Genomic DNA, 11,307 nt, shown 5'->3' with positions numbered 1-11,307 from the left:
CGGTTAGGAGGTAGCGGAAGTCGCGTAGACTTTCGGCGTCCCCCTCGTAGCCGAAACTCTTGGCGAGTTCCGCTACCCGAAAATTGAGGTGACGCGGAATGCCAGCAGTGAACTGAACCCTGGCGGGACCAGCTACGGGAAAACCGGGAAGTTATTTCGGGACAGTTCCTATGCGAAGAGGCCCGCCGGTGCGACGGAATTAATTCCGTTCTACGGCTTGCAAGTGGCCTTCATCACGGTGAACAGCGAAAACGGATTCGTTTTATATCGCTCGTCCAAACGCAGCGGCAATTCACCCAGCACTTCGTTGACTTCCAAATCGGTTCGCCAACCGAGTCGCTTGGTAATGTTGCCAGCCTGGTCAACCACTTTTGCGATCAGCGGATTGTCGCTGCGGAAGTGATTGATCAACAGAATGCGAGCACCAGGTTTGCACACCCGGACAATTTCGCTCATCATTTTTCGCGGTTCCGAAACCACGCTGATCGTGTGGAACGACGTCACCATGTCGAACGTCGAATCGGGGAACGTCAACTTCTCTGCATTCATCGGCAGCACGTTGATGTGATTCCAATGGTTTTCCTGAATCGCTTGTTCCGCTTCAGACAACATCGCTTCGGACAAATCGACACCGGTCACCGAAATGTTTTTGGGATAACTTTCCAACGACATGCCTGTCCCGACGCCGACTTCCAGCAAGTTCGTGCCGGCCGGAATGTCGAGCGCCTTGATCGTCGCCAGGATGCGACGCTTTGCCATCGCAGGCCACAACGCTTGATAGGCCGGGACTAAATTGTTGTAGAACGGACTCGCGTGAGGCTGAGCTTTCTTCGCTGTTCCCTTCGCTGTCCCCTTTGCACCGTTGCTTCGAAACGAAGAACTGGCATCGGCATCCTTTGGATCTATTTCGTTCACCGTTGTCTGTTCTTCTTCACCAAGTTGTGCACTAGACATTAACCGACCACCTTCAAAGCAACTGGATTATCGGCCTCTGCATAACTGGCCGCCTCGTTAGGATTGCAAAACTGGGCTCTGAGTCAACTCAGGTAAACCAACTCGGCTTGCCGACCGGCAGAAGCAGATAAGTCGTTTCGCCACCCAAACTTAGACGCAGAATACGTCGCTCAGCGACATTCGTCGAGACCCAGATTGAACCGATCAAGGCCGATCTTTTACGTACCCGATACAAACTAGCCATCAAAACCGTCAGCCTTGCGCTGGACAAGCCCCGAACCCAACTGAACCCCAGCGCTGTGAACGGTTCCAAAATTGTTTAACCGCGTTGGGCATCGCCCCGCGCGTCCACGCGGAACCAAACGCGCGGGGCGATGCCCACGCGGTTAAACAGCTCGCAACGACGCTGCCCAGCAAATCAGCTCTGATCCGCTGCTTGCGTTGCATTCTTAGACCGAAGCCTGGCGCTGTGAACGGTTCCAAAATTGTTTAACCGCGTTGGGCATCGCCCCGCGCGTCCACGCGGAACCAAACGCGCGGGGCGATGCCCACGCGGTTAAACAGCTTAGAACGACGCTGCCCAGCAAATCAGCTCTGATCCGCTGCTTGCGTTGCATTCTTAGACCGAAGCCACAACGCTTGGGCCGGCGCACGAAACGCGTAATAGCAGAACGCGACCGGCAAAACCAACGCATGAAAAAGAAACGCTCCGATCAACACAAACAGAGCCTGGCTAAACTGATGAGGCGATCGGCGACCGCGAATCAATTGCTGAAAAATATGCGGATACTGGAACCGCGAAACCATCAAATACGCCAACGCCAACGCGAGCAATGGGATCACGTAATGAAACCCGTTAAGAGTTTGCTCGGCCAACCATGCAACGTTCCGCCAAGTCGAATCGGCGACGTCTGCTGATCCAGCGGTTGTTTGAGGAATGTACGATGCCAGTTCGTACATTGCGATTGCAAACGCAGCGATCGTGCCCGCCGCGGCGGGACTGGGCAGACCTTCAAAACCCTCGTGCGAGTCGTCTTCGTCGGTTTCCACATTGAACCGAGCCAACCGAATCAGAACGCAAAGCGCGAACAACGTCCCAATCGCCCAAGTCAATTTCAAAGGCAGAAAACCGCCGGAATTGAAACGCCAAACCAAAACCGCCGGTGCCGTCCCAAACGTTATCGCATCACAAAGCGAATCCAGTTGAGCACCAAATTCGCTTTCCTGGCCAGTCATCCGCGCAGCCGAACCGTCCAAGGCATCGAACAACATGCCGCCAAAAATCAACAGCCCAGCGACCATCATTTTGGTCTCCAACGGCCAATCCAAATTGACGCTCATCGCGACCGCGATCGCCGCTAAACCGCAAGCACCGTTGCCGAGCGTTAACAATGTCGGCAGAACCGAAAGAGTCAATTGACGCCGCCGTGTTCGCCGCACCCGCCGCCGACGCTGGCGATCCGATTCACCGTCACGATTCAGATCACGCGACTCGGATGATTCCAGCGTTCCAGAATCCTCGATATCACTATCAAGGTGTTCAGTTCCGGATCGGAGGCTGCGTTTGATTTCGCTCATCAGGTTCTTTGAGAGTGGTGTCTTCGTGAGTGGTGGGAAATGAAAAAGAAGGGCAATGTTTTTGTGAACCACTACCGGTCAGGCAAACTCAGTAGCTGATTCTCGTTCCGTCGCCCACGCGCAATTAGCCGTTTTGGCGCTAGCCACGGTTCCTCCTTCACTGACAAGAACCGTGGTTAACGCCAAAACGGCTGATTAAAATCCGCTACGGCGTTGCCGCAAGACCTCCGGCATTTCCACACACTCATGGTAAACCAAAGTATCGGTTATATTCACAGATTGTCGATACGCCCCCGGCTTTGCCCAGAACCGGTTCCCCCTTTCAGACCCAGTCCGCCCGATGATGACTCCTCGATACCTGCTGCCTTTTGATTCTCGGCGGGCACTTCATCGTTTTACTGACGTGCTAGTCATCGGCGGTGGCTTGGCCGGTTTGCGGGCTGCCAACGCGGTCGCGTCCAACCAATCCGTGTTTGTCGTCACCAAAGACGTGCTTCGAGAATCCAACAGCAATTACGCCCAAGGCGGCATCGCCGGCGTCCTGGATCCTGCGGACTGTTTCGATTCCCACGTCAGCGACACGCTGGCCGCCGGCGGGAATCTGTGCGAACGCGAAGTCGTCGAAATGGTCATCCGCGAAGGCCCCCGGCGAATCGAAGAATTGGTCCAGTGGGGAACGCAGTTTGATTCCAGCGAAGGAGAATTAATGCTGGGCCGCGAAGGTGGTCATTCACGCGAACGAATCGTCCACGCCCGAGGCGATGCGACGGGCGCGGAAATCATGCGAGCGGTGATCGAAAAAACTCGCGAGGCCGATCACATCGAAATTTGGGAAAACGCCTTCACCGTTGATCTGCTGACCTACGAAGGCCGTTGCCGCGGTGCCGTGATCGTTGACCATCATGGTCGAACCGTGATGGTCTGGGCAAAGGAAACGATCCTTTGCACCGGAGGCAACGGGCAAGTCTATCGCGAATCCACGAATCCATCAGTCGCAACCGGCGATGGTACTTCGTTGGCTTATCGAGCCGGCGTTGAACTGCGTGATATGGAATTTGTTCAGTTTCATCCAACCGTTTTGTACATCGCCGGTTCGTCACGATCGCTGATCACCGAAGCCGTCCGCGGCGAAGGTGCTCATTTGGTCGACACCAACGGCCATCGCTTCATGCCCGACTACGATGATCGGGCCGAGTTGGCACCGCGTGATGTGGTCAGCCAATCGATCATCCGACAAATGGATGAAACAAAACACTCCAACGTTTACTTGGACCTGTCGCATCTAAACGCAAAAGAAGTCCACAAGCGATTCCCCGGCATCGCGGACGCTTGCGATAAATTCGGATTGGACATTGCCGTCGATCGAATCCCCGTCCGACCGGGTGCTCATTACGAAATCGGCGGTGTGACGGTGGATCGCCAAGGACGCACCAGCATGCCCGGGTTGTGGGCGGCTGGCGAAGTGACCAGCAGCGGTTTGCACGGTGCGAATCGGCTGGCCAGCAACAGCTTGCTGGAAGGTCTGGTCTACGGTGCCCACGCCGGAATCGCAGCGGCACGTGCAGCGGCTGAACAACCCAGCAAGATGGAAGCGTTGCCGATTTCTAGTCCCGTGGTCGATCGAGACACAAAGTTTGACGTCGCCGACGTTCGCGTTTCTCTGAAAACCTTGATGGGGCGATTGGCGGGCGTCGAACGGACCGCCGAAGGACTCCGCGAAGCTTCCGATTCGATTCGCTCGTTCGGTGCTTACGTAATGACGCACCAATTCAGTAGCGTGGAAGGCTGGGAATTGCAGAACTTGATGCTGACGGCTTCCTGTATCGTCGAATCTGCATTAGCCCGAACGGAATCACGCGGCGTGCATTTCCGAAGCGATTTCCCGATCCCACGCGACGACCAATGGCGTCGCCACTTGATGATCAAAGTCGATGTCGATGGTGGTCACCCGCAAGCCAGTGATCTGTTAAAACCATCCGAGGTAACCGAAGCAACTTTTTCAGCCCAAGATTTGCCCGGACACAGCAACAGTTAATGCTCTAGCCCCGCACGGGGCGACAGCGAGCAAACGACGAGTCTGTTACCCCGACGGCGCAGTCAAATGTCTGAAGTAACCAACACCGGCCGATGCTCACGCGGTTTAACAGCCAGCAACAAACTGAATCACCCAAAAAGGATTTTTTGAATCATGTTGGAACGCGCAATTGAGGCACTTGATCACAATCAAGACACGCTAGACAGCGTCAAGGATCCCGGTGAATTGCGGCTGGTGCTGCATTCACGCGTCACCGGACCGATCGGCGAAATGACGTTTTTGCAAAAGTCGTTGCTGTTCGCTGAACTGGCAATGATTGCCTACAACGACGAAGACGAAGCCAGGCGTGCCTGCGACATCATCGGATTCGGTGACGTCACGTTCTACGATCGAGACGGATCGCAGGCTTTCCGGTTCAGGAATGACCACGATTGTGTCATCGCTTGCCGCGGCACCGAACCTAACGAATGGAACGACATCAAAGCGGATGCAAACGCGGCATCGGTGCTGGCCGAAACGACCGGCAAAGTGCATCGCGGGTTCAAACAAGAAGTTGATGACCTGTGGCCGATGTTGGAAACCGCGCTGCTAAACAACGAACAACCACTTTGGTTTTGCGGTCATTCACTCGGCGGTGCCATGGCAACGATCTGCGCCGGGCGTTGTTTCCTGTCTCACATCAACAGCAACCCTGAACAGCTTTATTCCTACGGCAGTCCACGTGTCGGTAACAACCGCTACGTCAATTACGTCAAGCTCGATCACTTTCGGTACGTCAACAACAACGACATCGTGACACGCGTCCCGCCAATCCTGTTAGGGTACCGACACTGCGGCCAAGAAGTTTACCTGAACCGCAACGGCGAGATTCAACAAATTGGGCACATCAATCGCCGCCGTGATCGCTGGAAAGGTTTCCTGGGTGGTTTGTTGAAGTGGAAGATTGATCACTTCGGCGATCATTCCATCCATCAATACATCGATGCAATTTTGGCGGCTGTCGAAACCGAACGCAAAGAGATTGCCGATGGTGGGCAAGCCAAAGGGGCGGACGCCTACGCACAAGAAGGATCGGACCCGATCGAAAAAGAAGACCTCAATGAAAGCGAAGCAACTTGATGACTGACGCTGGATACGCAGAATTTGGTGACCTGACCCTCAAGCTAGCTCAGCCCTACGAGTCGGATACGCAGTGGATCGGGCAACAAGAAGTCCTGATGCAGCTTTTAGCATGCTGGATCACTGTCGATGATGCCGATTTGCCGCTAACGCCTCGACTGGTCGGTTCGCCCGGCGTCGGCAAAACTCAATTGGCGATCGCGGCGGCAAGAGCCCAAAACAGACCGCTCTACATTTATCAGTGTACCGCTGACACACGCCCAGAAGACTTGTTGGTTACGCCGGTGCTGAGTCAGGGTGGTGAGATTTCGTATCACGCGTCGCCGTTGGTTTCGGCAATGATCATGGGTGGCGTTTGTCTTTTGGACGAGGGCAATCGCATGAACGAAAAGTCATGGGCTTCGCTTGCGCCGCTGTTTGACGGACGACGTTTGGTCGAATCGATCGTCGCCGGTGTGACGATTCCAGCGGACCATAATTTTCGCGCCGCGGTGACAATGAACCAAGATGAATCGACCTTCGAAATTCCCGATTACATCCTCAGCCGTTTGCAGCCGACACTCAAAATCGGATTTCCCAATAAGCAAGATGAGATGGCGATCCTGCAATATCACTTGCCGTTCGCTGAATCAGAAATGCTGGCGATGACAGTCGAGTTTTTGCAGCACAGCCACGAACTCAAGTTAGACTTCTCGCTCCGCGACGGACTCAACCTGATGCGTTTCGCAATGAAGCGAATGATCCAAGATCCCGACCATCCGATCTCGCGTGACGTTGCGTGGCAGGAAGCACTCGAAAAATGCTTGGGCGAAGACGCCGTCGATCTGGAAGATTTAGCCCAGCGTCGAAAACGAACTCTCGGTGGCGATTCAGTCCCACTCGGCCTAGCCGACCTGTTCTTCGACACCGACGACCCGCTTCATCCCGACCGAGATGATGATGAAGACGAAGAACCGTTCTAGCGGTCAGCTTTCGCCCGACGTAAATAAAGATTGCAAATCGCGACCCGCAAAACTCGCAAAACCCGTAGGCCGTAGCGAGTAAAGCGAGTTACGGCATCTTGGTGCAACCCTGCCGTAACTCGCAAAACTCGCTACGGCCTACGTTAAGCCATCCCGCCGACTACCGTGCGTGCACCGGTCCCCACTGGCGAACGGTCTCCTCGGCAGAGGTGTTATCACCAACACTGATGCTAAAGGTGCCATCGGCGATGGAATGAAACACCGAATCGCGGATCGTTCGTTTGTCGTAATCCTGCAAGCGGATCAACAAACGCTGAATCTCGAGTTCCGAATGTCCTTGCTGAGCCAAAATTTCAGTCATCACGTTTTGGTTATCGTTCACAGCCAGCGCTCCGGTAAATTCACGAAGGATAAGAATCAGCATCCTTGCCGGTAGATCGTTTAGTCAATGCACAAGCTTGGAAACGGTCCGCCACGATCGCGTGTAAAATCTGAACAAAAGAAACAACCCACAAAACCGGGCAATCTTCCGTCATCGGTCCGAATTACGTGCAACGTTTAAGCGAAGTCTATAGCTCCGGCTATCGACGTAGCACCAACGCATGGGATTTCGATGACCACACAAACCTCAACCGTTTCAAACACGTCCACTCCACTGGATCACCCGATCGACTCGCCTGCAGAATCAACTGTTGGCAAGACATCGATCTTCTGGTTCGCCGCTTCGACTCTGTTGGGTGCGTTTCTGGTTTTTCAAGTTCAGCCGGTGATCAGCAAGTGTGTCCTGCCCTGGTTTGGCGGAACGCCTGCGGTTTGGACGACGTGCATGTTGTTCTTCCAACTGTTGCTCTTTGGTGGTTACCTGTACGCACATTGCCTGCGCACATTTTTCAAACCAGCGATGCAAGCTGTCATTCATTTAACATTGCTTAGCGCCGCCGTTTTGCTTTTACCGATTCAGCCGTCGGACGCATGGAAGCCCACCGGTTCTGAAACGCCAACAATGTATCTGCTATGGATGTTGTTGGCACATGTTGGTTTGCCATACTTTGTTCTCTCCAGCACCGGCCCACTGGTCCAAGCCTGGCTCAGTTACCAAGACAGTTCCGACCGCGTCTATCGGTTGTACGCACTGTCCAATGCCGGGTCACTTGTCGCGCTGCTCAGTTATCCATTCGTTGTCGAGCCCGTTCTATCGGTGTCTCAGCAAAGCACGACATGGTCATTGATGCTGTGTGCATTCTTGTTGGTCATTGGCATGGTCGCGATCAAACTTTTCCGAGTCAAACAGGATTCGCCCAAGGTTGAATCAACAAGCGATACGCCAATCGCATTGCCTGCATCAGTCAGTTGGAAAACCCGTGCCGCATGGATCGGATTCCCCGCCATGGCATCGACCATGTTGCTGGTCGTCACCAATCACGTTTGCCAAGACGTCGCGGTTGTTCCATTCTTGTGGGTGCTGCCGCTTAGTTTGTACCTGCTAAGTTTTATTATCTGTTTTGATTCACCGCAGTGGTATCGTCCCAAGCTGATCGCCGTCGTCACGATCTTCGCGGTTGCAGCGATCGAATTGAAGGACTTGATTCCCGAACACCTAAAACTGGTCTCGTTGGTCGTCTCGTTCATGGTCTTCCTGTTGGGCATTTGCCTGATGTGTCACGGCGAAGTCGCTCGGCTGAAACCACCGGCACGTTTGCTGACCCAGTACTACACGATGCTGTCCGCGGGCGGAGCGATCGGTGGACTGATTGTCGCTGTCTTTTGCCCAATGTTGTTCGACAGCTTTATCGAACTGCCGGTTTCAATGATCTTGGCCAAAGGATTGATCTTCGTCCTGTTTGTCGCCGTTAAAGGTTGGCAAATGCCCAGCTACGATTGGGATCGAGCTTACCGAATGCGATACTTCGCCGCCGCACTGGTCGCCGCACCGATGATCGGCGTGATCAATGGAAGCGGAGATGAAACTGTTGCGTCGGAGCGGAATTTCTTCGGCATGTTGCGAGTGCTTAAAGACGATGACGGACTGCACTTGGTTCACGGCAGCACCATTCACGGTATGCAACGAACTGGTCAGCACGCTCAACAACCCACCACCTACTACAGTCACGTCAGCGGCGTGGGACGAGCGACACAGTTGCTTCAACAACGCCAAGACTCACTCGAAATCGGCGTTGTTGGTCTCGGGTGTGGAGTCTTGACGACTTACGGTCGCCCAACGGATCACTTCGACTTGGTCGAGATTAATCCTGCGGTCGTGGACATTGCCAAAACACATTTCTCATTCATGCGAGAAAGCCAAGCCGAACTGACCCATCACCTCGGCGACGGACGATTGGTTTTGGAACGGATGACTGACAAGCAGTTTGACTTGCTGGTTCTGGACGCATTCAGCAGCGACGCCATCCCGGCTCACCTGTTGACCATCGAAGCGATCGAACTGTTCCGGTCTCGTTTAGCAGAATCCGGCGTGCTTGCGATTCACGTGTCCAACAGTCACTTGGATCTTGCACCGTTGGTTCATCGCATGGTTTCGTCGGTCGGGATGACTGCACGCACGATGCGCAGCGACGGTGACGAAGACCTATGTACCAGCAAGGCGGTTTGGATTTTGATCACCGAACCCGGCAACGAAATCTGGAACAGCGAACAGCTAGCCGACGGAACATCGCCAACGAAGGCCGAACTCCGATCCGCCCCTTTCTGGACCGACCAGCACCACAATTTGGTCAGCGTACTACGAGCCTGGTAGCCCCGCATCAAAAAACCGATTTCCTTCCTGAAAGTGTCGTAGCGACCCTATCGCCCAAAACACCAAGTTGCTATCCTACCGCCGCGGGATGGAGCAGCCCGGTAGCTCGCGAGGCTCATAACCTCGAGGTCGTCGGTTCAAATCCGGCTCCCGCAATTTCCTGGTGTTCGCCTGTTCAGTGCGACCGCCGAGTACAGAGATTGGCCGGCGTTGATCATCATGATCGACGCCGGCCTTTTTTCGTTATTTACCGCCTGTTTTGCCGTGCGCAACGCGATGTCGCTAGCTCTCGCGACTCTCTTTGTCTCTGCTGTTAGCGAGTCTCCGATTCAGGTGGCGTACACCATCGGCCGACACCCTGACCAAAGGTCTCGGCACTCTCTTGTCTCTCCGACCTCCGGCTTAGGTGAATTTCCGGCGTTTAGAGACTCTCTGAATCCGTCCGCTCGGGCGACTCAGTCAGCCCGGCCGCAAGCGAGTGCAGGCGGTCGTCATCCAGTTCGATCGTGAGCTCTCCCGAGCCGTGGTGGTAAATGACTTTCTCGACAATCCTTGGCAGGTCCGTTTGAAGTTGCCGTTGATCAATTTGTTTCCAGTGCTCCCGAAGTTCCAGTGGGATCTCCGAGCTGATGTCTTCGACGTCCGTGATCACTGTGCACACGAACCGCTCCAGTTCGTAGACGCCGATGTTGACTCCTGGACACGGTGCCACTCCGCCAGCGTTCGATCGACATCGGTAGTACAGATAGCGAACCGGACCGCGGTGCGAAATACTCGTGCTCATCGGGCGATGGCAACCACCACAAACGAGTAACCCCAACAATCCCGCGTGTTTGTGACCACCACGTGCTCGGCGTTCACCTCGCGGGGACTGCTGAGTCCGTCGGCTGATCAATTCCCTTTGCACCGCATCGAAAGCAGCAACCGAGACGATTGCCTGGTGGGCCCCCGGTAACGTTGAATCGCCATCGGGAATCTCGCCGACATAAACACGATTGCTGAGCAACTTCAAAATTCGTCGAGGCGTCCATTTTCCAACGTTTCCGTTTTGATCTTTCCAATGGCTTTGATTCGCCAAGCCCGCAAGCTCGCTCGGTCGGCTACCCTTCGACGCCAATGCAAAGAAATCACGAACGGCGACTGACTGGACTGGATCAACGACGAGCTGTTTCGTGACCGATTCCGCCCGATAGCCAAACGGCACCCGTCCGGCGACGCGTTTGCCCACGCGTTTGTAAGCCGACCGCATGTCCGCCATCCGCTCACGCGTCAAATCCTGCTGAAATTCGCTGGCTGCCGCAACGATGTTGGTCATCAATCGGCCGGCCGCGGTATCGCTATAGTTCGGGTCTGTCACGACCACCAGTTCGACGTTGTGCTTCTCGAACAATTGAAGCAACCGCCCGAAATCCGCCAATCGTCGCGAAAGCCGATCAATGCTGTAGACGACCAGGCGGTTGATCTTTCCTGCTTCGACTTCGGCTACCAGTCGCGAAAGTTGCGGACGATCCAATGTTTCGCTGGACTGCCCTTCGTCGGAAAACACGTGCGTAACCAACCATTTCCGCTGCGAAGCCAACGATCGGCACAAGTCGATCTGATTTTCGCACGAACTGTAGGCCTGACCACGCCTGCGTGACTGACGCGCGTAAATGGCTGTCACCGTATCGCACATGGAGCCCCGTTCAGCCTCCGATTCGTCGCCTTTTTTCACGAAAAGAGAAAAACTCATCAATGTTGCCGCGTATTGCGTTGTGCAGTACAATGAAGATTGTTGAAGTTCGCCATCCAAGCCAATAGTGTAGCAAGCCATGCAAAAGAATAGTTCGTTGATGGTCCGGCTCGATGAGCAGTCCAAGGCGTTGCTCAGCGCCGCCGCCGAGATGCGTCGGGTCAGTGTGAGTGAC

8 protein-coding genes and 1 tRNA gene are annotated in these 11,307 nt (G+C 54.6%); 5 read left to right on the top strand and 4 right to left on the bottom strand.

The window, feature by feature from the left end; genetic code table 11:
* Nucleotides 1-210: 210 nt before the first annotated feature.
* Entirely contained in the window at nucleotides 211-954 is a 744-nt protein-coding gene (locus RC85_RS23015; protein ID WP_084422959.1) for a class I SAM-dependent methyltransferase, read from the bottom strand.
* Between the two features lie 588 nt (nucleotides 955-1,542).
* Nucleotides 1,543-2,532, bottom strand: coding sequence for a CDP-alcohol phosphatidyltransferase family protein (locus RC85_RS23005; protein WP_068267090.1), 990 nt, complete (start codon nucleotides 2,530-2,532; stop codon nucleotides 1,543-1,545).
* Nucleotides 2,533-2,872: 340 nt separating this feature from the next.
* On the opposite strand from RC85_RS23005, the gene nadB reads away from it, so the two are divergent.
* The 3 genes from nadB to RC85_RS22990 all read left to right on the top strand — a co-directional run bounded on the left by nadB (nucleotide 2,873) and on the right by RC85_RS22990 (nucleotide 6,648).
* Nucleotides 2,873-4,567 (top strand): L-aspartate oxidase, encoded by a 1,695-nt coding sequence (gene nadB, locus RC85_RS23000; RefSeq protein ID WP_068267089.1) that lies wholly within the window; start codon nucleotides 2,873-2,875, stop codon nucleotides 4,565-4,567.
* A gap of 153 nt (nucleotides 4,568-4,720) precedes the next feature.
* Nucleotides 4,721-5,686 carry a lipase family protein gene (locus tag RC85_RS22995; RefSeq protein WP_084422958.1) on the top strand — a complete coding sequence of 322 codons (966 nt, stop codon included), beginning with the start codon at nucleotides 4,721-4,723 and terminating at the stop codon, nucleotides 5,684-5,686.
* A complete protein-coding gene (locus RC85_RS22990; RefSeq protein ID WP_068267088.1) occupies nucleotides 5,686-6,648 on the top strand; it encodes an AAA family ATPase in 963 nt (320 codons plus the stop codon). Before RC85_RS22995 ends, RC85_RS22990 begins: the two co-directional genes overlap by 1 nt.
* Nucleotides 6,649-6,808: 160 nt before the next feature.
* On the opposite strand, the gene RC85_RS22985 is transcribed toward RC85_RS22990, so the two are convergent.
* Complete coding sequence (locus RC85_RS22985; RefSeq protein ID WP_068267087.1) at nucleotides 6,809-7,072, bottom strand: hypothetical protein; 264 nt, start codon at nucleotides 7,070-7,072, stop codon at nucleotides 6,809-6,811.
* Nucleotides 7,073-7,261: 189 nt separating this feature from the next.
* On the opposite strand from RC85_RS22985, the gene RC85_RS22980 reads away from it, so the two are divergent.
* Both RC85_RS22980 and RC85_RS22975 read left to right on the top strand, forming a co-directional pair.
* Nucleotides 7,262-9,400 (top strand): fused MFS/spermidine synthase, encoded by a 2,139-nt coding sequence (locus tag RC85_RS22980; RefSeq protein WP_068267086.1) that lies wholly within the window; start codon nucleotides 7,262-7,264, stop codon nucleotides 9,398-9,400.
* Nucleotides 9,401-9,482: 82 nt separating this feature from the next.
* Nucleotides 9,483-9,556 (top strand) — tRNA-Met (locus RC85_RS22975).
* 265 nt (nucleotides 9,557-9,821) lie between these two features.
* On the opposite strand, the gene RC85_RS22970 is transcribed toward RC85_RS22975, so the two are convergent.
* On the bottom strand, nucleotides 9,822-11,132 hold the full coding sequence (locus RC85_RS22970; protein WP_162273238.1) for a recombinase family protein: 1,311 nt from the start codon (nucleotides 11,130-11,132) through the stop codon (nucleotides 9,822-9,824).
* Between the last annotated feature and the right edge of the window lie 175 nt (nucleotides 11,133-11,307).

The organism is Rubripirellula obstinata (genome assembly GCF_001642955.1).
Classification (GTDB): domain Bacteria; phylum Planctomycetota; class Planctomycetia; order Pirellulales; family Pirellulaceae; genus Rubripirellula; species Rubripirellula obstinata.
The sequence above is the reverse complement of the archived record's forward strand: the minus strand, read 5'-3'. Positions and strand labels throughout refer to the sequence as shown.

Excerpts from the sequence above, each read along its gene's own strand:
- RC85_RS22985 (WP_068267087.1), bottom strand. The coding sequence starts at position 7,072 with ATGCTGATTCTTATCCTTCGTGAATTTACCGGAGCGCTGGCTGTGAAC.
- nadB (WP_068267089.1), top strand. The coding sequence starts at position 2,873 with ATGATGACTCCTCGATACCTGCTGCCTTTTGATTCTCGGCGGGCACTT.
- RC85_RS22980 (WP_068267086.1), top strand. The coding sequence starts at position 7,262 with ATGACCACACAAACCTCAACCGTTTCAAACACGTCCACTCCACTGGAT.
- RC85_RS22970 (WP_162273238.1), bottom strand. The coding sequence starts at position 11,132 with ATGAGTTTTTCTCTTTTCGTGAAAAAAGGCGACGAATCGGAGGCTGAA.
- RC85_RS23005 (WP_068267090.1), bottom strand. The coding sequence starts at position 2,532 with ATGAGCGAAATCAAACGCAGCCTCCGATCCGGAACTGAACACCTTGAT.
- RC85_RS22990 (WP_068267088.1), top strand. The coding sequence starts at position 5,686 with ATGACTGACGCTGGATACGCAGAATTTGGTGACCTGACCCTCAAGCTA.
- RC85_RS22995 (WP_084422958.1), top strand. The coding sequence starts at position 4,721 with ATGTTGGAACGCGCAATTGAGGCACTTGATCACAATCAAGACACGCTA.
- RC85_RS23015 (WP_084422959.1), bottom strand. The coding sequence starts at position 954 with ATGTCTAGTGCACAACTTGGTGAAGAAGAACAGACAACGGTGAACGAA.